We start from the raw sequence: 21,767 nt of genomic DNA on the forward strand, positions 1-21,767 counted from the left end.
CGTGCGGCGTCGAGCGACGACACAACCCCCACAACAGGAAGACCAGACGCCATGGACCGCCTGATACAGGCCGACGGCCAGCCAAGGATCGGGATCTTTCCCCGAGGTCCGGCGCTGGTCAATCATCGCGACTTCGATCTGCGCTCACCCATGGGGCGGCGGCTGGGCCGGCTGGCCAAGTGGCGCCGCTTTCACCAGTTCCAGTATTTCGGCCTGATCAGCGACGAGTTGATCGGCGGCTGTGCACTGGCCGATCTGAGTCTGCTCGGGGCCGGGTTCGTCTACCTCTACCACCCGGCCAGCGGCCGGCGCGTTGAGCGGCAGTTTCGCCTGCCGCTGGGCCTGGGGATGCGGTTCTCGCAGGCGCCGGACGACGGTATCTGCGAGTTGAGCTGGCGCGGCAACCGCTTGCGCATGGACAACCGGGGTGGCGTGAAGCGCCTCGATGTCGCCCTCGACGGCTTGCACATCGAGGCGTCCTTCGACGAGCAGGCCTTCCAGCCCATGCACATCTGCACGCCCACCGGGCCGACCGGCTGGGTGTACGCCCGCAAGGTGGCCGGCGTGCGCTGCGACGGGCAGGTGCGCAGCCCGCTCGGCGCGTTCGATCTGCAGGCGCTCGACTGTTTCGCCCACCACGACTGGTCGGCGGGCTACATGCGTCCGGAAACCTACTGGAACTGGGCCTGCCTGTCCGGCGTCGCGCAGGGCCAGCGGGTCGGCCTCAACCTGTCCTGCGGCGTCAATGAAACCAGCTTCAGCGAAAACTGCTTCTGGCTGGACGGCGAGCTGGTGCCGGTGGGCGGGGTGCGTTTCGAGTTCCAGCGGGACCGGCCGCTGGCACCCTGGCGTATACGCTCCGGCGATGGCCGGGTCGAGCTGACGTTCGCGGGCTGCGGCTTGCACGCCGAGCGGGTGAATGCCCTGCTGCTGGCCAGCAATTTCAAGCAGGTGTACGGCCGTTTCGACGGCTGGCTGCGGCCGCCCGGTCGCGCCGCCATCCGTCTCGACAACCTCTGGGGCTTCGTCGAGGACCACTATGCGAAATGGTGACGCCTCCCTGGTCGGCGTCCTGGCGTATTATTTAGCCCACTAATGGTTAGCCCAACTACAAGAATATGAGTCAGTTCGAACAGCACACCTTCGCAATGCAGCTCACCCAACTGTCCCGTTCCTGGCGCGCCGAGCTCGACCGCCGACTGGCGGACATCGGCCTGTCCCAGGCGCGCTGGCTGGTGCTGCTGCATCTCTCGCGCTTCGAGGCTGCGCCCACCCAGAGCCAGTTAGCGCAAAGTGTCGGCATCGAGGGGCCGACACTGGCGCGCCTGCTCGACAGCCTGGAAGGCCAGGGACTGGTGCAGCGTCTGGAGGCGCCGGAAGACCGCCGTGCCAAACGGGTGATGCTCTGCGAGCAGGCGCTGCCGCTGATCAAGCGCATCCAGCACATCGCCGATGAGCTGCGCGGCCAGCTGCTGGCCGGCATTGACCCCGCCGACCTGCAGCTGTGCCAGCAGGTGCACCGTCGCATCCTGGCCAATCTGCAGGCGTTGGGGTAAAGGGGCGCAATCCGCGTTGAGCGCTTGGCTCGGGCAGGCGTATAATGCCGCGCTTCCGAAATTTCCCGCCTGGGAGCCCCCGCCATGCTGCGTATCAGCCAAGAAGCCCTGACTTTCGACGACGTCCTCCTGATCCCCGGATATTCCGAGGTGCTGCCCAAGGATGTCAGCCTCAAGACCAACCTGACTCGTGGCATCGAGCTGAACATTCCGCTGGTTTCCGCGGCAATGGACACCGTCACCGAGGCGCGCCTGGCCATTGCCATGGCCCAGGAAGGCGGCATCGGCATCATCCACAAGAACATGAGCATCGAGCAGCAGGCTGCCGAGGTGCGCAAGGTCAAGCGTCACGAGACCGCCATCGTGCGCGATCCGGCGACCGTCACCCCGGAAACCAAGATCAGCGAGCTGCTGGCCAAGGCCCGCGAGTATGGCTTCAGCGGCTTCCCGGTGGTCAAGGGCAACGAGTTGGTGGGTATCGTCACCGGTCGTGACCTGCGCTTCACTCCGAACGCCGGCGACACCGTGGCCGCCATCATGACTCCCAAGGACAAGCTGGTCACCGTGCTGGAAGGCACGCCGCTGGAAGAGATCCGCGCCAAGCTGTACGAGAACCGCATCGAGAAGATGCTGGTGGTTGACGATGGCTTCAACCTGCGTGGCCTGGTGACGTTCCGTGACCTGGAGAAGGCCAAGACCTATCCGCTGGCCTCCAAGGACGATCAGGGCCGCCTGCGCGTTGGGGCCGCCGTCGGCACCGGCGCCGATACCGAAGAACGCATCCGCGCGCTGGCCGCCGCCGGCGTCGACGTGGTGGTGGTGGACACCGCCCACGGCCATTCCCGTGGCGTGATCGAGCGTGTGCGCTGGGTCAAGCAGAACCTGCCCGAGCTGCAGGTGATCGGCGGCAACATCGCCACCGCTGAAGCCGCCCTGGCGCTGGTCGAAGCCGGCGCCGATGGTGTGAAGGTCGGCATCGGCCCGGGCTCCATCTGCACCACCCGCATCGTCGCCGGTGTCGGCGTGCCGCAGATCAGTGCCGTGGCCAATGTCTCCGCGGCCCTCAAGGGCACCGGCGTGCCGATGATCGCCGACGGCGGCATCCGCTTCTCCGGTGACCTGGCCAAGGCTATCGCCGCTGGCGCCAACGCGGTGATGATGGGCTCCATGTTCGCGGGCACCGAAGAAGCCCCGGGCGAAACCGAGCTGTTCCAGGGTCGTACCTACAAGGCCTACCGCGGCATGGGCTCGCTGGGCGCCATGGCCCAGGCCCAGGGTTCCTCCGACCGCTACTTCCAGGACTCCTCCGCCGGCGCCGAGAAGCTGGTGCCGGAAGGCATCGAAGGTCGTGTGCCGTACAAGGGCGCCCTGTCGGCCATCATCCATCAGCTGATGGGCGGCCTGCGCGCCTCCATGGGCTACACCGGCAGCGCCGACATCGAGACGATGCGTACCCGTCCGCAGTTCGTGCGCATCACCGGCGCCGGCATGGCCGAGTCCCACGTGCACGATGTGCAGATCACCAAGGAAGCCCCGAATTATCGAGTGGGCTGATCCACTCGGCTAAACAGGCGCCGGAAGCTGGAAGTTGAAAGTCGCGAGCATGGGCTCCGCTTTCTCTTCCAGCTTCCGGCTTTCCGCTTCAAGCTTTTTCCGAAGGAAAGCCCATGTCTCATCCTGACATCCACGCCCACCGGATCCTGATCCTGGACTTCGGTTCCCAGTACACCCAGCTGATCGCCCGCCGCGTGCGCGAGATCGGCGTGTACTGTGAACTGCACCCGTTCGACATGAGCGACGAGGCGATCCGCGCCTTCAATCCGCGCGGCATCATCCTCGCCGGCGGGCCGGAGTCGGTGCACCAGGCCGACAGCCCGCGCGCGCCGCAGGCGGTATTCGACCTGGGCGTACCGGTGTTCGGCATCTGCTACGGCATGCAGACCATGGCCGAACAGCTGGGCGGCAAGGTGGAAGGTTCCGACCTGCGCGAATTCGGCTATGCCCGTGTCGATGTGGTTGGCAAGAGCCGCCTGCTGGACGGCATCGAGGACCATGTGGACGCCGATGGCGTGCTGGGCCTGGACGTGTGGATGAGCCACGGTGACAAGGTCACCCGCCTGCCGGAAGGTTTCCACATCCTGGCCAGCACCCCGAGCTGCCCGATCGCGGCGATGGCCGACGACACGCGCGCCTACTACGGTGTGCAGTTCCACCCGGAAGTGACCCATACCAAGCAGGGCCTGCGCATCCTGTCGCGCTTCATTCTCGACATCTGCGGCTGCGCGGCGCTGTGGACCCCGGCCAACATCGTCGAGGACGCCATCGCCCAGGTACGCGCCCAGGTCGGCGACGCCAACGTGCTGCTCGGCCTGTCCGGCGGCGTGGACTCCTCCGTGGTTGCCGCGCTGCTGCACAAGGCCATCGGCGACCAGCTGACCTGCGTGTTCGTCGACAACGGCCTGCTGCGCCTGCACGAGGGTGACCAGGTGATGGCCATGTTCGCCGAGAACATGGGCGTCAAGGTCATTCGCGCCAACGCCGAAGAAAAGTTCCTCGGCAACCTGGCCGGCGTTTCCGACCCGGAGCAGAAGCGCAAGATCATCGGCCGCACCTTCATCGAAGTGTTCGACGAGGAGTCCGGCAAGCTGGACAACATCCAGTTCCTCGCCCAGGGCACCATCTACCCGGACGTGATCGAGTCGGCCGGCGCCAAGACCGGCAAGGCCCACGTGATCAAGAGCCACCACAACGTCGGCGGCCTGCCCGAGGACATGAAGCTCAAGCTGGTCGAGCCGCTGCGCGAACTGTTCAAGGACGAGGTGCGCAAGATCGGCCTGGAGCTGGGCCTGCCCTACGACATGGTCTACCGCCACCCGTTCCCGGGTCCGGGCCTGGGCGTGCGCATCCTTGGCGAAGTGAAGAAGGAGTACGCCGACCTGCTGCGTCGCGCCGACCACATCTTCATTGAGGAGCTGCGCAACTTCGACTGGTACCACAAGACCAGCCAGGCCTTCGTGGTGTTCCAGCCGGTGAAATCCGTCGGTGTGGTCGGTGATGGCCGTCGCTACGCCTGGGTCGTCGCTCTGCGCGCCGTAGAAACCATCGACTTCATGACCGCGCGCTGGGCGCACCTGCCCTACGAGCTGCTGGAGAAGGTCTCCAACCGCATCATCAACGAGATCGAAGGCATCTCCCGCGTCACCTACGACGTGTCGAGCAAGCCGCCGGCCACCATCGAGTGGGAATGATCAGGTAGCGTTTTTTACCGTTCAACGTCATTCGTGAAATACACAAAGGCCCCTGTAAATACAGGGGCCTTTGTGTTTCTGTCGTTCGCTAACCATCATCGGTAGACACTGGCTGGCGCCGGTCGATCTGGTGGCCGACCTGTCGGCCACCACAATAAAACCTGGAGAAGCGCGGCGAGTTCCCGCAGCACTTCATGCTGACGCCGCGCTGCGCCGGGTGGTTCGAGGCCGAAGTCGATGCCTGGCTGGATCAGCGCATGGCCAAGCCCAGGAGCTGCCGCAGGGCGCCTATGTGGGCGCTGTCGAGCTGCTCACCGACGGCCCGCGGTGCGCGCCTTGCCTTGAAAAGGCCCGCAGCACCTAGGCTCACGCCTGCGTGGGAGCGACGGAAAATGGTCTTTCCGCGTCTCCCCAAATAGTTGTATAGAATCAACAGCTTGCGTGTTAATTGCTGGATAATAATCTAACCAGTAAGCGTTTATTTATTTCCGGGAAACCTGCAAAGAAAATAAAACTATACCTTTTCAGGAATTAGCGTATATTCGCCTCACTGCTTTGCGATTGCCACTTCGATACACAGTTTGATGCTTCAATGCCTCATCTCCCTGGTTCGTTTTGCTATTGGCTTCTCAGTCTCGGCCTGAATGTTTCAGCGTCGAAGTCTTAATTTACCCTGGAGATACAGCATGTCTACTCGTCAAACTGGCACCGTCAAGTGGTTCAACGATGAAAAAGGTTTCGGCTTCATCACCCCGACTGATGGCAGCGCCGACCTGTTCGTTCACTACCGCTCAATCGAAAGCGCAGGCTTCAAAAGCCTGAGCGAAGGCCAATCCGTCTCTTTCGTGCCGGCCAAAGGCCAGAAAGGGATGCAGGCTGATCAGGTTCAAGTCAACTAAGACGCCTGATGCAAAAAGGCCCCGCAATGCGGGGCTTTTTTTCGTCTGGAATAAACTGGACCCTGCCGGGAAGAGCAGGGTGGGCAGGATTTTCTGGAGCACGGCTGACCCTAGCCTGCGCTTTGCTGGCAGTCAGCGCGGAAATTGAATCTGTCCTTTTTATTGGATCGCTTTCGAAGCGGTGGGCGATCGGCCGCGGATAGAGCAGCAGACTGGGACGATCAATCTGCAGCCGGGTTGAACCATGCACGACCGTTATCGGTCCCCTTCGAATCAGGTGCAGCTGACCGGTGCCGCCCTGGGCCTGCAGCAGGTGGCTGCCCCACAGGGTGCCGGCATGCAAAGGCAATCACGCCACGTCATCAGAGGAACATCCCATGTCCATCGCCAAAGTTCTTTATGAAGCAACAGCTACCGCCACCGGTGGCCGTGACGGCAAGGCCACGTCGTCCGATGGCGTCCTGTCCGTTCAGCTGGCCACACCCAGGGAGCTGGGCGGCGCAGGCGGCAGCGGCACCAATCCGGAACAGCTGTTTGCCGCCGGTTATTCCGCCTGCTTCCTGGGCGCCCTGAAGTTCGTCGCGTCCCGCCAGAAGCAGACCCTGCCGGCCGACACGCAGGTCACCGCCAAGGTGGGCATCGGGCAGATTCCCACCGGGTTCGGCATCGAAGTGACGCTGCGGATCAGTGCCCCCGGCGTGGAGCGGGCCGTACTGGATGATCTGGTCAACCAGGCCCACATCGTGTGCCCCTACTCGAACGCGACCCGCGGGAACATCGATGTTTCACTGGTTGTTGCGGACTGATCTCTCCACCTCTCGAGGTGTCCACATGACCCACTCTGCCAACTACATCGCCACCCCCGATGGCGTGCATCTCTACAAGGACTGGGGGTCACGAAACGTCATTCAGCACTAGGTCGGCTGGCCGAGGTCGGTGTTGGTACAGGGCAGCCTGGGCTGCCCTGTACGTTGCCGTTTCAGAACCTTCTCCTTTTCCCCGGGGTCGTCTTGTAGCGGCGAGATGATCAGGAGATTCGGTTGTGAAGAGAACCGTGAACCCCCCTGTGTTTCTGCTCTCATCGATCCTGTTGCTGGCGCTGGTCCTGTTCGCCATCGGCTTTCCCGAAACGGCACAGGCAGTCTTCGGGCAAGCGCAGGCGTGGATCACCACCAACGCCAGCTGGTTCTACATCCTGGCCGTGGCGATCATTCTGCTGGCGGTGGTTTTCATGGGGGTGAGCCGCTACGGGGACATCAAGCTCGGTCCGGACCACAGCGTGCCGGATTTCGCCAACTACAGCTGGTTCGCCATGCTGTTCTCGGCCGGCATGGGCATCGGCCTGATGTTCTTCGGCGTCGCCGAACCCGTCATGCACTACCTGTCGCCCCCGGTCGGCGAGGGGGGATCGGCGTTCGCCGCCAGCGAGGCGATGAAGATCACCTTCTTCCACTGGGGACTTCACGCCTGGGCCATCTACGCGATCGTGGCACTGATCCTCGCCTACTTCGGCTACCGGCACGACTTGCCGCTGACCCTGCGTTCGGCCCTGTACCCCCTGATCGGCGAACGGATCTACGGACCGATCGGCCATGCCGTGGACATCTTTGCCGTGCTGGGCACCGTGCTGGGCGTGGCCACCTCGCTGGGCTTCGGCGTCGCGCAGATCAACAGCGGGCTGAACTACCTGTTCGACGTCCCCGTCGCCATCTGGGTGCAGGTGGTGCTCATCGTCGTGGCCATGGTGCTGGCCACTATTTCGCTGGTCAGCGGACTGGACCGCGGCATCCGCATTCTCTCGGAGACCAATCTGCTGTTCGCCGTGCTGCTGATGATCATCGTCCTGGTGCTCGGGCCGACGGTATTCATCCTCAAGGCCTACGTGGAGAACACGGGGGGCTACCTGGCTGAGCTGGTGGACAAGACCTTCAACCTCTATGCCTATGAGCCCAGCGACTGGATCGGTGGCTGGACGCTGTTCTACTGGGGCTGGTGGATCGCCTGGTCGCCCTTTGTCGGCATGTTCATCGCACGGATCTCCCGGGGCCGGACCATCCGCCAGTTCGTCAGCGGGGTCATGCTGGTACCGGCGGGTTTCACCCTGGCGTGGATGACGGTGTTCGGCGACACCGCGATCTACATGATCCATGTGCAGGACATCGCCAGCCTGGGCGAGGCAGTCGAGGCGGACAGCGCCCAGGCGCTGTTCGCCTTCCTGGAACATTTCCCGCTGGGGTACTTCCTCTCGCTACTGGCCATGCTGATGGTGCTGGTGTTCTTCGTGACCTCGGCGGACTCCGGCGCCCTGGTGGTGGACATGCTGGCGTCCGGCGGGCGCAACAAGACGCCGCTCTGGCAGAAGCTGTTCTGGGCGACGACCATGGCGGCCATTGCTATCGCCCTGCTGTTGGCCGATGGGTTGACCGCGCTGCAAACCGCCACGATTGCCAGTGCCTTGCCCTATACCCTGTTCCTGCTGGCGGCCACCTGGGGGCTGCTCAAGGCCCTGCGACTGGACGCCACCAAGCGACGGGTGCGCTTCCAGTCCCTGAGCCTTTCCCGTGCCCATGGCCATGGCAGCGAGAGCTGGCAGCGGCGCCTGCGCGGCATGGTGATGATGCCGCGGCGCAGCCATGTGGCGCGCTTCATCCAGGACACCGTGACCCCGGCCTGCGAGGCGGTGGCCGAGGAGCTGCGCAAGCAGGGCTTCGAGGTTGAGGTGGATACCGGGAGGCCCGAATCGGTGAGTCTGGTCATTCGCCATCCGGGCGAGCCGGATTTCCTTTACGGGGTACGCCCCAGGGCCTACGTGCAACCGAGTTTCGTCGTCAGCGAGGACGAAGAGGATGAAGCGCGCAAGTACTTCCGGGCCGAGGTGTACCTGAGGGAGGGCGGCCAGGACTACGACATCATGGGTTGGAACCGCGATGGCGTGATCGGCGACATCCTTGACCAGTACGAACGGCACCGGCACTTCGTGCACGTGGTGCGTTGAGCGAGACATTTTGTCGCGAAGCCCGCGCATCGCGGCGCTCGCCCTGACCCCTTAACAAGTGAGAAGATCTCTCATCTTTTGACGGTCAGGAGTAACAGCGATGGGTGTCAGCCGTCGTCAGGTGTTGACTGGGCTTGCGGCGCTGGGGGTGCTGGGTATCGGCGCCGGCGGCGCGCGCTATTGGCTGGGTCGGCCGCGGCACGTCACCACCCATGATTACGAGCTGATCGCCGCCCCGCTGGATGTGGAGCTGGTGCCCGGCTTTACCACGACCGCCTGGGCCTACGGCGGGCAGGTGCCTGGCGTCGAGCTGCGCTGCCGGCAGGGCGAGCGCCTGCGGGTACGCTTCATCAATCGCCTGCCGGAGCCGACCACCATCCACTGGCATGGCCTGCGCATCCCGCTGGAAATGGACGGCGTGCCCTACCTATCGCAGCTGCCGGTGCTGCCTGGTGAGCATTTCGACTACGACTTCCTCTGCCCGGATGCCGGCACCTTCTGGTACCACCCACACACCGCCAGCGGCGAACAGCTGGGGCGCGGCCTGGTGGGGCCGGTCATCGTCGAGGAGCGTGAACCCAGTGGTTTCCGTCATGAGCGCACGCTGAGCATCAAGCACTGGCATGTGGACCCGCAGGGGGCGTTCACCGCCTTCAGCGTGCCGCGCGAAGCGGCGCGCGGCGGCACGCCGGGCATCCTGTCCACGGTGAACGGCAGTCACAACCCGACACTGGAACTGCCGGCTGGCCAGGTGGTGCGCTTGCGCCTGCTCAACCTCGACAATACCCATACCTACCGGCTGGCCCTGCCGGGCGCCGAGGTACGCATCTACGCGCTGGATGGCAACCCGATCCCGCCACGCCCGCTGGGCAAGGATTACTGGCTGGGGCCGGGCATGCGCATCGATCTGGCCATCCGCGTGCCGTCCGCCGGCACCGAGCTGCCGGTGCGCAACGGTCCGCTGCGCCTGGCCACGCTGAAAAGCGTGGCCTCCAGCGAAGCGCCGGGTGACTGGCCGCCGGCGTTGCCGGCCAATCCGATTGCCGAGCCGGATCTGGCCCGTGCCGAGACGCTGCGCTTCAACTTCGAATGGGCGGGCGCGCTCTCGACGAATGCCGAGCAGGGTGGGCCGTTCACCTTCTGGCAGATCAACGGGCAGGCCTGGAACATCAGCGACAACAGCTGCATGGAGCGGCCAATCGCCACGCTGAAGCGGAACGGGCACTACATCTTCGAGCTGCGCAACGTCAGCCAGTACCAGCACCCGGTTCACCTGCACGGCATGACCTTCAAGGTGCTGTCCTCCGATCGCAAGCGCATCGAGCCCTATTTCACCGATACCTACCTGCTGGGCAAGAACGAAACCGCCCGGGTAGCGCTGGTGGCGGATAACCCGGGTACCTGGATGTTCCACTGCCATGTCATCGACCACATGGAAACCGGCCTGATGGCTGCCATTGAGGTGGTGTAGCGGAAAGTCTGTTCGGGGTGCCGGGAGAAACTCGCGGATAAGTCCGCTCCCAAGGCACCCTTTTATTGCCGCGCGCCGCCCAGGTAGGCGCAGCCGGTCAAGCGCTGGCCGTCCAGGCGCAGCTCGGCGCTCAGGTGGCGTAGCGCGCCGCTCATGTCGTCCTGGCAGCGCTGCGGCGCCAGCCACAGGCTGAGGCTGTGACCATTGGCCTCGCTAGAGAAGTACAGACGGCCTTCCGGCAGCTGTTCCTCCAGGTAGGGCACGGCCAGCGGCTCCTCGCCGGGGCGTTGCAGGATCAGCCCCTTGGCCGAGATGGACACGCTCCAGAAGGGCTCGTTGCCGCTGGCGCGGGCGATCAGCCGCCCGAAGTCTGCGTCCTGGCAGCCCTGGCCTTCCGCCTGCAGGCGGTAGAGGCGGGTCGCCTGCAGTTTGTCACCCAGGTCGTTGCCGGCCAGATCGGCAAACAGCCGTCCGGCGCTCCCGCCGAGCATCTGCTCGGCTTCGCGCAGCAATCCCAACGAGCCGGCATCCTGCACATCGAGCTGCCGGCCGCCACCGCAGGGCTGGAGTCGCAGCCGTCCCTGGTCAACACTCAGCTCACCCATCAGTCGTTGCACCGGTACGAAATCCTCGGACTCGCCGGACAGCGACTGGCAACCAAGCAGCAAGGGCAGAAGCCCGTAGCACAGGACGCGAAGGCGGGGCATGGGCATTCTCCGTAAGGTCAGGGGGCGTCACGTTAACCAGCCGCCTCGACGGGAACAAGGGGGCACGCATGATCGCCTGCAAGCGAGTGTATGACACGGCGAGCCCGCAAGACGGGCGCCGGATACTGGTGGACCGGCTGTGGCCGAGGGGGGTGCGCAAGGAGGCGCTGGCGCATGACGACTGGCTGCCGGCGCTGGCGCCCAGCGCGGATCTGCGCAAGGCGTTCGGTCATTCTCCGGAACGCTTTGGTGAATTCCGTGATGCCTATCGACGGGAGCTGGCGGCACATCCGGAACATTGGTGGCCGCTGCTGGAGCCGGCCGGCCGGGGCACGCTGACGCTGCTGTACGCTGCGAAGGACGAACGGCACAACAACGCCGTGGTGCTGGCGGAGTTCCTGGAGGACGAGCTGGAGCGCCAGGCGCCGGGCAGTTCGCCGCCCTGCTATGCGGGGGAGGTCGGACAGACGTAGGGTGGACAGCGCAGTTCCTGTCCACCACCGCGCCGCTACGGCGCGCCTGGCGGCGCGCGTGGTGGATCGGTGAAGCGCGATCCACCCTACGTGTCCAAGATGCGCCGGCATGTTGAATCGGTGAAGCGACTGACGCCACGTAGGGTGGACAACGTTGTCCTTGTCCACCACCGCGCCGGTACGGCGCGCCGGTGGCGTGCGTGGTGGATCGGTGATGCGCGATCAACCCTACGCCACGTCTACCAGCACCACCTCCGTGTCGTCATCCAGCGCCTCGACGCGGATCTGCGCTTCGTCCTTGATGGCCACGCCGTCACCGGCGGCTGCTTCGATGCCGTTGACCTTGAAGCGCCCCTTGGCCGCGACCAGGTAGCCCTTGCGCCCTTCGGCGAAGGCGTAGTCGGTGGCCTGGCCGGCATTCAGCGTCGCGGCGGCCAGGCGGCCGTTGGCGCGGATCGGCAGGGCGTCGGCGTCTCCCAGGCCGCTGGCCAGGGTGACGAAGGCGCCGCTGCGCTCGCCCTTCGGGAACGGGCGGGTGCCCCAGCTCGGCTGGCCGCCACGCTGCTCCGGCATGATCCAGATCTGGAAGATACGCGTGGTGACGCTTTCCAGGTTGTACTCGCTGTGGGTGATGCCGCTGCCGGCGCTCATCACCTGCACATCGCCGGCTTCGGTGCGACCCTTGTTCCCCAGGCTGTCCTGGTGGCTGATCGCGCCTTCACGCACGTAGGTAATGATCTCCATGTCGTGGTGCGGATGCGGCGGGAAACCGCTGTGCGGCGCGATGGTGTCGTCATTCCACACGCGCAGCCGGCCCCAGTGCACCCGCTGCGGGTCGTGGTACTCGGCGAAGGAGAAATGGTGCTTGGCATTCAGCCAGCCGTGGTTGGCGGCGCCGAGACTGGCGAAGGGGCGTACTTCGATCATGGCGATCTCTCCTGAAAGGGGCTTCCGCTGAAGCGATGGTGCCATGATCCTCTCGGCTGGCTCGATTGATAAGCGCAAAAAGTGCCTGATAAGAATCGAATCAATCGATGTTTTGTCGCCTGGTACGGAAGGAGCCGGGGCGTTTCAACCCTAGAACGCCTCCAGCCGGTACACCTCGTAGGCAGGCGTCTCGTAGGGGTGGGCGGCCTTGAGGGCGGCGACGACTGCCTGGATGCGATGCGCCTCGACCACCAGCTCCACCTTCCATTCCTCCAGGCATTCCAGCGCGCCGGTGCTACCAAGATGTGGCTCGCTGCCCGGCAGCGGGCGGAACTGGCCGTGACCGAGCACCTGCCAGCAGCACTGGTCGTAGAGGCCGATACGCCCTGCTCCAGCCTCGAACAGCGCGCTCTTCACGCTTTCCAGGTGGCTGTCGGGGACGAAGAAGCAGAGCTTGAACATGCAGGGTTCCTCCAGATGCAAAAAGGCCATATCCGAGGATATGGCCTTTTTGTGACACGCGCGTGCTGGATCAGCCCACCCACACCCGCGCGTTGCGGAACATGCGCATCCAGCCGGCATCTTCCTGCCAGTCATCCGGACGCCAGCTGTTCTGCACGGCGCGGAACACGCGCTCCGGGTGCGGCATCATGATGGTCACGCGGCCGTCGCGGCTGCACAGACCGGTGATGCCACGCGGAGAGCTGTTCGGGTTGGCCGGATAGGCCTCGGTGACCTTGCCGTGGTTGTCCACATAGCGCAGCGCCACGGTGCCGGACAGGTCGGCCTGCAGCAGGGCCTCCTCGCTTTCGAACTCCGCGTGTCCTTCGCCGTGGGCGATAGCGATCGGCAGGCGCGAACCGGCCATGCCTTGCAGGAAGATCGACGGCGATTCCTGCACCTGCACCATCGCCACGCGCGCTTCGAACTGCTCGGAGCGGTTGCGCACGAAGTGCGGCCAGTTCTCGGTGCCGGGAATCAGCTCGTGCAGGTTGCTCATCATCTGGCAGCCGTTGCACACGCCCAGGGCGAAGCTGTCCTGGCGCTCGAAGAAGGCGCTGAAGTTGTCGCGGGCGCGGGCGTTGAACAGGATCGACTTGGCCCAGCCCTCGCCAGCGCCCAGCACGTCGCCGTAGGAGAAGCCGCCGCAGGCCACCAGGCCCTTGAAGTCTTCCAGGCTGACGCGGCCGGCGATGATGTCGCTCATATGCACATCGACCACCGCGAAGCCGGCGCGGTGGAAGGCGGCGGCCATTTCGGTCTGGCCGTTGACGCCCTGCTCGCGCAGGATCGCCATGCGCGGGCGCACGCCCTTGGCGATGTAGGGCGCGGCGACATCCTCGTTGACGTCGAAGCTCAGCTTGGCGTGCAGGCCCGGGTTCTGCTCGTCGAGCAGCAGGTCGAACTCCTGATCGGCACACTCGGCGTTGTCGCGCAGGCGCTGGATCTGCCAGCTGGTTTCCGCCCACTGGCGCTGCAGCACGCGGCGCTGTTCGCGGAACACCGGCGCGCCGGCGAAGCTCAGCAGCACGTCGCTGCCCGTCACCGGCTGACCGATCAGATGGACGCAGTCGCCCAGCCCGGCGGCGGCGAAGCGCGCCAGCACCTCGGCGCTGTCGGCCTGGCGAACCTGGATCACCGCACCCAGCTCCTCGTTGAACAGGGCGGCGGCCAGCGCCTCGCGGGAAGTGGCCAGCGCGTCCAGTTGAACATCCAGGCCGCAGTGCCCGGCGAAGGCCATTTCCACCAGGGTGGTCAGCAGGCCGCCGTCGGAACGGTCATGGTAGGCCAGCAGGCGGTCGTCCTGGTTCAGGCTCTGCACGGTATCGAAGAACGCCTTGAGGTCGGCGGCGTTGTCCACGTCCGGCGCCTGGCGGCCGATCTGGCCGTACACCTGGGCGAGGATGGAGGCGCCCATGCGGTTCTGGCCACGACCGAGGTCGATCAGCAGCAGCTGGCTGTCGCCCTGGTCCAGGCGCAGCTGCGGGGTCAGGGTCTTGCGGATATCGGCCACCGGGGCGAAGCCGGTGACGATCAGCGACAGCGGCGAGGTGACGCTCTTCTCGGTGTCGCCCTCCTGCCAGCGGGTCTTCATGGACATGGAGTCCTTGCCCACCGGGATGGTGATGCCCAGCGCCGGGCACAGTTCCATGCCGACGGCCTTGACGGTGTCGTACAGGCGCGCGTCCTCGCCCGGGTGGCCGGCGGCGGCCATCCAGTTGGCGGACAGCTTGATGTCGCCCAGCTTGGCGATGCGCGAGGCGGCCAGGTTGGTGAGGGTCTCGCCGATGGCCATGCGGCCGGACGCCGGGGCGTCCAGCAGGGCCAGCGGGGTGCGCTCGCCCATGGCCATGGCTTCGCCGGTGTAGACGTCGAAGCTGGTGGCGGTCACGGCGCAGTCGGCGACCGGCACCTGCCAGGGGCCGACCATCTGGTCGCGGGCCACCAGGCCGGTGATGGAGCGGTCGCCGATGGTGATCAGGAAGCTCTTGCTGGCCACCGCCGGGTGACGCAGCACGCGGGAGATGGCCTCGCCCAGTTCGATCTTCTCGGCGGCGAAGTCATCGCCCAGCGCCGCTTCGCGGCTGGCGCTGCGGTGCATGCGTGGCGGCTTGCCGAGCAGCACGTTGAGCGGCATGTCCACCGGCTTGTTGCCGAAGTGGCTGTCGGCCACGGTCAGCTGGCGCTCCTCGGTGGCCTCGCCGACCACCGCGAACGGGCAGCGCTCGCGCTCGCAGATGGCGGCGAAGCGCTCCAGGTCCTCGGCGTCCACGGACAGCACGTAGCGTTCCTGGGACTCGTTGCACCAGATTTCCAGCGGGCTCATGCCCGGCTCGTCGTTGGGCACGTTGCGCAGCTCGAAGCGGCCGCCGCGCCCGGCGTCGTTGACCAGTTCCGGGAGGGCGTTGGACAGACCGCCGGCGCCGACGTCGTGGATGAACTTGATCGGGTTGCGCTCGCCGAGCTGCCAGCAGCGGTCGATGACCTCCTGGCAGCGGCGCTCCATTTCAGGGTTCTCGCGCTGCACCGAGGCGAAGTCCAGGTCCGCGGCGCTGGCGCCGGTGGCCATGGAGGAGGCCGCGCCGCCGCCCAGGCCGATGAGCATGGCCGGGCCGCCGAGCACGATCAGCTTGCCGCCGACCGAGATGTCCTTCTTCTGGATGTGTTCTTCACGGATGTTGCCCAGGCCGCCGGCCAGCATGATCGGCTTGTGGTAGCCGCGCACTTCCTCGCCGCGCGGGGTCGCCACGGCCTGTTCGAAGGTGCGGAAATAGCCGGTCAGCGCCGGACGGCCGAACTCGTTGTTGAACGCGGCGCCGCCCAGCGGGCCTTCGATCATGATGTCCAGCGGGGTGACGATGCGCTCGGGCTTGCCGTAGGGCGTTTCCCAGGGCTGCACGAAACCGGGGATGTTCAGGTTGGAGACGGTGAAACCGGTCAGGCCGGCCTTGGGCTTGGAGCCGATGCCGGTGGCGCCTTCGTCGCGGATCTCGCCGCCCGAGCCGGTGGAGGCGCCGGGGAAGGGCGCGATGGCGGTCGGGTGGTTGTGGGTTTCCACCTTCATCAGGATGTGCACCGGCTCGCGGTGCGGCGCGTACTCGCGGCTTTCCGGATCGGGGAAGAAACGCCCGGCCACGTGGCCGACGATCACCGAGGCGTTGTCCTTGTAGGCGGACAGCACGCCCTCACGGTTCATTTCGTAGGTGTTCTTGATCATGCCGAACAGGGACTTTTCCTGGCTTTCGCCGTCGATGTCCCAGCTGGCATTGAAGATCTTGTGGCGGCAGTGCTCGGAGTTCGCCTGGGCGAACATCATCAGCTCGATGTCGTGCGGGTTGCGGCCCAGCTCGGTGAAGCTTTTCACCAGGTAGTCGATCTCGTCCTCGGCCAGGGCCAGGCCCAGGTCGCGGTTGGCCTGCTCCAGGGCGGCGCGACCGCCGCCGAGCACGTCAACGGCGACCAGCGGCTTGGGCTGGGCATGGCTGAACAGCGCGGCTGCGTCCTCGAAGCGTTGCAGCACGGTCTGCGTCATGCGGTCGTGCAGCAGGGCAGTGACCTGCGCGACATCGGCGTCGCTCAGGCTGCCGCTCACGTAATAGGCGATACCACGCTCCAGACGCTGGATCTTGCCCAGGCCGCAGTTGCGAGCGATGTCGCTGGCCTTGCTCGACCAGGGCGACAGGGTGCCGAAGCGCGGCACTGTGAGGAACAGACGTCCGGCGGGTTCCTGCACCGGGACACTCGGACCGTACTTGAGCAGGCGGTCCAGCACGGACTGCTCGTCGCCGGTCAGCTCGCCGGTCACATCGGCGAAGTGGGCAAACTCGGCATACAGGCCGGTGACGGCCGGGACCTTGCTGGTCAGTTGCTCGAGCAGTTTGCCGTGACGGAAGGCGGAAAGGGCGGGAGTGCCGCGCAGGATCAACATCGTCGAAACAGCCTCGGGAGGGGGTGCGTGGAAACGGCGCATTCTACCCTATGAACCGCGCCGTAGGCCAAAGTCACCGCCGGGCGCGGCGGGCAGTTTTCCCGGCGGGTGGATATGCCGATTCCCGGCATTGCGTATAATGCGCCGATGTTTCTGCGAACCGCGTATCTGCGTCGCGCCGGCCGTCTGCTGGCGACCAGCGTCTTCCTGCTGCTTGTGGGGTGTAGCGAGGCCAATCAGCCGTCCACACTCGAGCGAGTCAAGGAGGAGGGCGTACTGCATGTGATCACCCGCAACAGCCCCTCCACCTATTTTCAGGACCGCAACGGCGAGACCGGGTTCGAGTACGAGCTGCTCAAGCGCTTCGCCGACGAGCTGGGTGTCGAGCTGCAGGTCGAGGTGGCCGACAACCTCGCCGACCTGTTTACCCGCCTCAATGAAAGCGACGGTCCGGTACTGGCGGCGCCGGGGCTGACCATCAGCAAGGCGCGCGCCGCCGAGGTGCTGCTGTCGCGTCCGTATCTGCAGGTCGTTCCGCAGGTCATCTATCGGCAGGGGCGCGAACGTCCGAGGCGTACCCGGGAGCTGGCCGGGCGGCAGATCCTGGTGTTGCGTGACAGTCGGCATGCCGAGCTGCTGGCGGAGATGAAAAGCCTGCTGCCGACCCTCAACTATGAGGAGTCGGATGCCGTCGAGGTGGCCGACCTGCTGCGCATGGTGGACGAGGGCGAGACCGACCTGACGGTGGTCGATTCCAACGAGCTGGCCATGAATCAGGTGTACCTGAGCCAGATCCGCGTCGGTTTCGACCTCGGCGAACCGCTCGGCCTGCACTGGGCGGTGGCCGGCGGCGAGGATCGCAGCCTGCTGGAGCTGATCGATCCCTTCCTGGCCAAGGCAGAGGAATCGGGACTGGTGGAGCGTCTGTACGAGCGCTACTACGGCCACCTGGACGTGCTTGGTTTCGTGGGCGCCAACACCTTCGCCAAGCACCTGCAGCAACGCCTGCCGCGCTATGAAGACTACTTCCACAAGGCGGCCGCCGAGTACAAGGTCGACTGGCGCCTGTTGGCGGCCATCGGCTACCAGGAATCCCACTGGCGCCCCAATGCCGTCTCCAAGACCGGCGTGCGCGGCCTGATGATGCTCACCCAGAACACTGCCAAGGCGATGGGCGTGGCTAATCGCCTGGATCCGCGGCAGAGCATCGACGGTGGCGCCAAGTATTTCGCCAAGGTCTATCACGGTCTGCCCGAGAGCATCGTCGAACCGGACCGCACCTGGTTTGCGCTGGCCGCCTACAACGTCGGCGGCGGCCATCTGGAAGACGCCCGCCGGCTGACCCAGGCCGAAGGGCTGAACCCGAACAAGTGGCTGGATGTGAAGAAGATCCTGCCGCGCCTGGCGCAGAAGAAGTGGTATACCAAGACCCGCTACGGCTATGCGCGCGGCGGCGAGCCGGTGCATTACGTGGCCAACGTGCGGCGCTACTACGACATCCTCATCTGGTCGACCCAGCCGCAGCTGGAAGATACCCAGATCGCCGAGAGCGGCCTGCACATCCCGGGCATCAACCGCGCCGAGGCGCCGCCCGAGCCGCCGCTCTAAGGGGCACAGCCCGGACCGTGGGAGGCGAACTTGTTCGCGAGCTTCTGGGTGCGCTGTGCTGGAAAAGCTCGCGGACAAGCCTGCTCCCACAGGAATTTTCTTCGCTACGGCCGAATCTCGATCAGCGTGCCGTCGTCCACCAGCTCCCAGACTTCCTGCATGTCGGCGTTGCTCAGGGCGATGCAGCCGTCCGTCCAGTCCAGGCTGTGGAAGTACCACTCGGGATAGTGCTCGTCGACGGGTGTGCCGTGCAGCATGATCATGCCGCCGGGCTCGACGCCCTCACGGCGCGCGCGGGCCAGGTCGCGGATGTTGGGGTAGGAGATGTGCATGGAGAGGTTGAACTTGTCGCTGGTCTTGCGCCAGTCGATCCAGTAGAAGCCTTCCGGGGTGCGCTTGTCGCCTTCGCGCAGCTTGTGTCCGGCGGGCCGCTTGCCCAGCGATACGCGGTAACTCTTCAGGGTCTCGCCCCGACTGATCAGGTGCAGCCTGCGCTCGGACTTGAGCACCAGCACCTTGTCCACCTGAGGTTCCTTCAGGAAACCGCTGGCGCTGGCGTGGGCCAGCGATGCGCAGCAGAAAAACAGGGCGGCAAGCATCCAGCGCATCGAACAATATCCCCCGACCGATCACGAAGGACCACCGGCAATTACAGGAAGACAGGCAGCCGCTGGCCGCCACCACGTAACGAAGCCGCATTCTAGGGATCGCCCGATGGTCGGGAAAGGCGCTTCCGACCAAGGAACCCCTGGCGTGCCGCAGAGTCGCACCTGCAGGCCCGGCGACCCGCCAGGGGCAGGCTGGGTTGGGCGGGGCCGGGGTCTTGGGCGGCTGACATTCTTCATGCCATGATGCGACCCTGAATGTAGGACGAGAACGATCATGCAGGACGAACTGCTGCGGCGGATCCGCAATTACGCGCCGCGGCCCCTGGAGCGCGAAGACAGGCGTTATCCCGAGGCGGCCGTGCTGGTACCCATCACCCGGCACGAGGAGCCGGAGCTGGTGCTCACCCTGCGTTCCAGCAACCTGTCCACCCATGGCGGCGAGGTGGCCTTTCCCGGCGGGCGCTGCGATCCGGGCGATCCGAGTCTGGCCGATACGGCGCTGCGCGAAGCGGAAGAGGAGGTAGGCCTGCCGCCTGGCCTGGTCGAGGTGATCGGCCCCCTCAGCCCACTGGTGTCGCTGCATGGCATCAAGGTGACCCCGATCGTCGGGCTGGTCCCCGACTTCGTCGAGTACCGGCCCAATGACGCCGAGATCGCCGCGGTGTTCCAGGTGCCGCTGGAGTTCTTCCTCGATTACCCGCCGGAAACCACCCACCGTATCGACTACCGTGGCGTGCCCTGGTACGTGCCGTGCTACCGCTATGGCGACTTCAAGATCTGGGGGTTGACCGCGATCATGGTGGTCGAGCTGGTCAATCTGCTGTACGACGCCGGGATCGACATGCGAGTGGCGCCGGACTCCTTCGTTACCCTGCGCCGCTAGAACAACAAGGAGAAAATGCCGTGAAATACCGTCTGGGAGAGCACCGCGTGCAAGCGGACCCGAAAAGCTGGATTGCGCCGAATGCCACCCTGGTGGGCAAGGTGAAGCTGGAAGCGGGCGCCAGCGTCTGGTTCAACTGCGTGCTGCGCGGCGACAACGAGCTGATCCATATCGGCGAGAACAGCAACGTGCAGGATGGCAGCGTGATGCACACCGACATGGGCTACCCGCTGACCCTCGGACGCGGTGTGACCATCGGCCACAAGGCCATGCTGCACGGCTGCACGGTAGGCGACTACAGCCTGATCGGCATCAACGCGGTGATCCTCAATGGCGCGAAGATCGGCAAGCACTGCCTGATTGGCGCCAATACCCTGATCCCCGAAGGCAAGGAAATTCCCGATGGCTGCCTGGTGATGGGCTCGCCCGGCAAGGTGGTGCGCGAGCTGAGCGAACAGCAGAAGAAGATGCTGGAAGCCAGTGCCGCCCACTATGTGCATAACGCCGAGCGCTATGCCCGCGAGCTGCTGGCCGAGGAAGACTGATGAGCGATGAACGCCCCGTACGCTCGCCCTGCGTGGACATCTGCGCGCTGGACGAGCGCGATGTATGCCTGGGCTGCCAGCGCACCGCCCAGGAAATCGGCCGCTGGGGGCGTATGGACAACGCCGAGCGTCGCGCGGTACTGGCGCGCTGCGTGCAGCGCGCACGCGAAAGCGGCCAGTTGAATTGACAACAAGGGCGCCCGATGGCGCCCGCTCCATATATAGGAAACAGCGTGATGCCTCGTATTGGAACGCCCCTCTCGCCCACGGCGACCCGGGTCCTGTTGTGCGGTTCGGGTGAGCTGGGCAAGGAAGTCGTGATCGAACTGCAACGCCTGGGGGTCGAGGTCATTGCGGTGGATCGCTATGCGGATGCGCCGGCCATGCAGGTGGCGCATCGTAGCCACGTGATCAGCATGCTGGACGGCGCTGCGCTGCGTTCGGTGATCGAGCGCGAGCGACCCCATTACATCGTTCCCGAGATCGAGGCCATCGCCACCGCCACCCTGGTCGAGCTTGAGGCCGAGGGCTACACGGTGATCCCCACCGCGCGGGCGGCGCAACTGACCATGAACCGCGAGGGCATTCGCCGCCTGGCGGCCGAGGAGCTGGGCCTGCCCACCTCGCCGTATCACTTTGCCGATACGTTCGAGGCCTACGCGACGGCCGCCGAAGCCCTGGGCTACCCCTGCGTGGTCAAGCCGATCATGAGTTCGTCCGGCAAGGGGCAGAGCGTGCTGAAGAGCGCCGCCGACCTGCAGGCCGCCTGGGACTACGCCCAGGAAGGCGGCCGTGCCGGCAAGGGTCGGGTGATTGTCGAGGGCTTCATCGATTTCGACTACGAGATCACCCTGCTGACCGTGCGGCACGCCGCTGGCACGTCGTTCTGCGAGCCGGTCGGCCATCGCCAGGTGAAGGGTGACTATGTTGAGTCCTGGCAGCCGCAGGTCATGTCGCCAGTGGCGCGCGCCGAGTCGGAGCGCATCGCCCTGCGGGTCACCGAGGCGCTGGGCGGGCGCGGCCTGTTCGGGGTCGAGCTGTTCGTCAAGGGCGACCAGGTGTGGTTCAGCGAGGTGTCGCCGCGTCCCCACGACACCGGGCTGGTGACGCTGATTTCCCAGGATTTGTCGGAGTTTGCCCTGCACGCCCGGGCCATTCTCGGCCTGCCGATTCCGGTTATCCGCCAGTTCGGGCCCTCGGCCTCGGCGGTGCTGCTGGTCGAAGGCCATTCCCGGCAGACCGCCTTCGCCAATCTGGGCGCGGCGCTGGCAGAGCCGGACACCGCGCTGCGGCTGTTTGGCAAGCCGGAAGTTGCCGGGCAGCGGCGCATGGGCGTGGCACTGGCGCGTGACGAATCGATCGACCTGGCGCGCGCCAAGGCGACCCGCGCGGCCCAGACCATCCGCGTGGAGCTGTAG

Annotated in this window: 20 protein-coding genes; 14 read left to right on the forward strand and 6 right to left on the reverse strand. The window is 65.6% G+C overall.

Translation table 11 applies throughout. The features are described 5' to 3' along the window. Positions 1 to 51: 51 nt before the first annotated feature. From AS93_RS0111090 to AS93_RS0111110, 5 genes are all read left to right on the forward strand, one after another. Positions 52 to 1,053, forward strand: coding sequence for a DUF2804 domain-containing protein (locus AS93_RS0111090; protein ID WP_027590678.1), 1,002 nt, complete (start codon positions 52 to 54; stop codon positions 1,051 to 1,053). 65 nt (positions 1,054 to 1,118) lie between these two features. After that, the gene (locus AS93_RS0111095; protein ID WP_027590679.1) at positions 1,119 to 1,556 is read left to right on the forward strand and encodes a MarR family transcriptional regulator; all 438 of its coding nucleotides are present in this window, start codon (positions 1,119 to 1,121) and stop codon (positions 1,554 to 1,556) included. Positions 1,557 to 1,640: 84 nt separating this feature from the next. Further along, positions 1,641 to 3,110: an IMP dehydrogenase gene (gene guaB / locus AS93_RS0111100; RefSeq protein ID WP_027590680.1), complete on the forward strand. Its 1,470-nt coding sequence runs from the start codon at positions 1,641 to 1,643 to the stop codon at positions 3,108 to 3,110. 113 nt (positions 3,111 to 3,223) lie between these two features. After that, entirely contained in the window at positions 3,224 to 4,804 is a 1,581-nt protein-coding gene (gene guaA, locus AS93_RS0111105; RefSeq protein ID WP_027590681.1) for a glutamine-hydrolyzing GMP synthase, read from the forward strand. Positions 4,805 to 5,490: 686 nt separating this feature from the next. Next, positions 5,491 to 5,703: a cold-shock protein gene (locus tag AS93_RS0111110; protein ID WP_027590682.1), complete on the forward strand. Its 213-nt coding sequence runs from the start codon at positions 5,491 to 5,493 to the stop codon at positions 5,701 to 5,703. Here the strand turns inward: AS93_RS0111110 and AS93_RS21230 are convergent. Continuing rightward, positions 5,696 to 6,052, reverse strand: a complete 357-nt coding sequence (locus tag AS93_RS21230; RefSeq protein ID WP_139326708.1) for a cupin domain-containing protein — start codon at positions 6,050 to 6,052, stop codon at positions 5,696 to 5,698. The two genes, AS93_RS0111110 and AS93_RS21230, sit on opposite strands and share 8 nt — an antisense overlap. A 28-nt stretch (positions 6,053 to 6,080) precedes the next feature. Here AS93_RS21230 and AS93_RS0111115 point away from each other — a divergent pair, with 28 nt between their 5' ends. The 3 genes from AS93_RS0111115 to AS93_RS0111125 all read left to right on the forward strand — a co-directional run bounded on the left by AS93_RS0111115 (position 6,081) and on the right by AS93_RS0111125 (position 10,169). Continuing rightward, positions 6,081 to 6,509 (forward strand): organic hydroperoxide resistance protein, encoded by a 429-nt coding sequence (locus AS93_RS0111115; RefSeq protein WP_027590683.1) that lies wholly within the window; start codon positions 6,081 to 6,083, stop codon positions 6,507 to 6,509. 248 nt (positions 6,510 to 6,757) lie between these two features. Next, positions 6,758 to 8,698, forward strand: a complete 1,941-nt coding sequence (gene betT, locus AS93_RS0111120) for a choline BCCT transporter BetT (protein ID WP_256214738.1) — start codon at positions 6,758 to 6,760, stop codon at positions 8,696 to 8,698. Between the two features lie 100 nt (positions 8,699 to 8,798). Then, the gene (locus AS93_RS0111125; protein ID WP_027590685.1) at positions 8,799 to 10,169 is read left to right on the forward strand and encodes a multicopper oxidase family protein; all 1,371 of its coding nucleotides are present in this window, start codon (positions 8,799 to 8,801) and stop codon (positions 10,167 to 10,169) included. Positions 10,170 to 10,231: 62 nt separating this feature from the next. On the opposite strand, the gene AS93_RS0111130 is transcribed toward AS93_RS0111125, so the two are convergent. Further along, the gene (locus AS93_RS0111130) at positions 10,232 to 10,882 is read right to left on the reverse strand and encodes a hypothetical protein (RefSeq protein ID WP_027590686.1); all 651 of its coding nucleotides are present in this window, start codon (positions 10,880 to 10,882) and stop codon (positions 10,232 to 10,234) included. A 62-nt stretch (positions 10,883 to 10,944) separates the two neighbouring features. On the opposite strand from AS93_RS0111130, the gene AS93_RS0111135 reads away from it, so the two are divergent. Continuing rightward, on the forward strand, positions 10,945 to 11,349 hold the full coding sequence (locus AS93_RS0111135) for a DUF488 domain-containing protein (protein WP_027590687.1): 405 nt from the start codon (positions 10,945 to 10,947) through the stop codon (positions 11,347 to 11,349). A gap of 228 nt (positions 11,350 to 11,577) precedes the next feature. Here AS93_RS0111135 and AS93_RS0111140 read toward each other — a convergent pair whose 3' ends face one another. From AS93_RS0111140 to purL, 3 genes are all read right to left on the reverse strand, one after another. Next, positions 11,578 to 12,276 carry a pirin family protein gene (locus tag AS93_RS0111140; RefSeq protein WP_027590688.1) on the reverse strand — a complete coding sequence of 233 codons (699 nt, stop codon included), beginning with the start codon at positions 12,274 to 12,276 and terminating at the stop codon, positions 11,578 to 11,580. A 150-nt stretch (positions 12,277 to 12,426) separates the two neighbouring features. Then, a complete protein-coding gene (locus AS93_RS0111145; RefSeq protein ID WP_027590689.1) occupies positions 12,427 to 12,738 on the reverse strand; it encodes an NGG1p interacting factor 3 protein, NIF3 in 312 nt (103 codons plus the stop codon). Positions 12,739 to 12,808: 70 nt separating this feature from the next. Continuing rightward, positions 12,809 to 16,705, reverse strand: coding sequence for a phosphoribosylformylglycinamidine synthase (gene purL, locus AS93_RS0111150; RefSeq protein ID WP_027590690.1), 3,897 nt, complete (start codon positions 16,703 to 16,705; stop codon positions 12,809 to 12,811). 147 nt (positions 16,706 to 16,852) lie between these two features. Between purL and mltF the strand changes: the two genes are divergently transcribed. After that, a complete protein-coding gene (mltF, locus tag AS93_RS0111155; protein ID WP_027590691.1) occupies positions 16,853 to 18,313 on the forward strand; it encodes a membrane-bound lytic murein transglycosylase MltF in 1,461 nt (486 codons plus the stop codon). A gap of 104 nt (positions 18,314 to 18,417) precedes the next feature. On the opposite strand, the gene AS93_RS0111160 is transcribed toward mltF, so the two are convergent. Then, complete coding sequence (locus tag AS93_RS0111160; RefSeq protein ID WP_027590692.1) at positions 18,418 to 18,921, reverse strand: L,D-transpeptidase family protein; 504 nt, start codon at positions 18,919 to 18,921, stop codon at positions 18,418 to 18,420. Between the two features lie 274 nt (positions 18,922 to 19,195). On the opposite strand from AS93_RS0111160, the gene AS93_RS0111165 reads away from it, so the two are divergent. The 4 genes from AS93_RS0111165 to purT are packed head-to-tail and all read left to right on the forward strand — an operon-like array spanning position 19,196 to position 21,767. Further along, the gene (locus tag AS93_RS0111165; RefSeq protein ID WP_027590693.1) at positions 19,196 to 19,804 is read left to right on the forward strand and encodes a CoA pyrophosphatase; all 609 of its coding nucleotides are present in this window, start codon (positions 19,196 to 19,198) and stop codon (positions 19,802 to 19,804) included. Between the two features lie 20 nt (positions 19,805 to 19,824). Beyond that, positions 19,825 to 20,349: a gamma carbonic anhydrase family protein gene (locus tag AS93_RS0111170; protein ID WP_027590694.1), complete on the forward strand. Its 525-nt coding sequence runs from the start codon at positions 19,825 to 19,827 to the stop codon at positions 20,347 to 20,349. After that, positions 20,346 to 20,537: a DUF1289 domain-containing protein gene (locus AS93_RS0111175; RefSeq protein ID WP_027590695.1), complete on the forward strand. Its 192-nt coding sequence runs from the start codon at positions 20,346 to 20,348 to the stop codon at positions 20,535 to 20,537. Before AS93_RS0111170 ends, AS93_RS0111175 begins: the two co-directional genes overlap by 4 nt. A 48-nt stretch (positions 20,538 to 20,585) precedes the next feature. Then, positions 20,586 to 21,767 (forward strand): formate-dependent phosphoribosylglycinamide formyltransferase, encoded by a 1,182-nt coding sequence (purT, locus tag AS93_RS0111180; RefSeq protein WP_027590696.1) that lies wholly within the window; start codon positions 20,586 to 20,588, stop codon positions 21,765 to 21,767.

This window comes from Pseudomonas sp. RL, assembly GCF_000647775.1.
GTDB lineage: Bacteria > Pseudomonadota > Gammaproteobacteria > Pseudomonadales > Pseudomonadaceae > Serpens > Serpens flexibilis.

Bases quoted from the DNA above. Each gene is read 5' to 3' on its own strand.
- AS93_RS0111090 (WP_027590678.1), top strand. From the start codon at position 52: ATGGACCGCCTGATACAGGCCGACGGCCAGCCAAGGATCGGGATCTTT.
- AS93_RS0111095 (WP_027590679.1), top strand. From the start codon at position 1,119: ATGAGTCAGTTCGAACAGCACACCTTCGCAATGCAGCTCACCCAACTG.
- guaB (WP_027590680.1), top strand. From the start codon at position 1,641: ATGCTGCGTATCAGCCAAGAAGCCCTGACTTTCGACGACGTCCTCCTG.
- guaA (WP_027590681.1), top strand. From the start codon at position 3,224: ATGTCTCATCCTGACATCCACGCCCACCGGATCCTGATCCTGGACTTC.
- AS93_RS0111110 (WP_027590682.1), top strand. From the start codon at position 5,491: ATGTCTACTCGTCAAACTGGCACCGTCAAGTGGTTCAACGATGAAAAA.
- AS93_RS0111115 (WP_027590683.1), top strand. From the start codon at position 6,081: ATGTCCATCGCCAAAGTTCTTTATGAAGCAACAGCTACCGCCACCGGT.
- AS93_RS0111125 (WP_027590685.1), top strand. From the start codon at position 8,799: ATGGGTGTCAGCCGTCGTCAGGTGTTGACTGGGCTTGCGGCGCTGGGG.
- AS93_RS0111130 (WP_027590686.1), bottom strand. From the start codon at position 10,882: ATGCCCATGCCCCGCCTTCGCGTCCTGTGCTACGGGCTTCTGCCCTTG.
- AS93_RS0111135 (WP_027590687.1), top strand. From the start codon at position 10,945: ATGATCGCCTGCAAGCGAGTGTATGACACGGCGAGCCCGCAAGACGGG.
- AS93_RS0111140 (WP_027590688.1), bottom strand. From the start codon at position 12,276: ATGATCGAAGTACGCCCCTTCGCCAGTCTCGGCGCCGCCAACCACGGC.
- AS93_RS0111145 (WP_027590689.1), bottom strand. From the start codon at position 12,738: ATGTTCAAGCTCTGCTTCTTCGTCCCCGACAGCCACCTGGAAAGCGTG.
- purL (WP_027590690.1), bottom strand. From the start codon at position 16,705: ATGTTGATCCTGCGCGGCACTCCCGCCCTTTCCGCCTTCCGTCACGGC.
- mltF (WP_027590691.1), top strand. From the start codon at position 16,853: ATGTTTCTGCGAACCGCGTATCTGCGTCGCGCCGGCCGTCTGCTGGCG.
- AS93_RS0111160 (WP_027590692.1), bottom strand. From the start codon at position 18,921: ATGCGCTGGATGCTTGCCGCCCTGTTTTTCTGCTGCGCATCGCTGGCC.
- AS93_RS0111165 (WP_027590693.1), top strand. From the start codon at position 19,196: ATGCAGGACGAACTGCTGCGGCGGATCCGCAATTACGCGCCGCGGCCC.
- purT (WP_027590696.1), top strand. From the start codon at position 20,586: ATGCCTCGTATTGGAACGCCCCTCTCGCCCACGGCGACCCGGGTCCTG.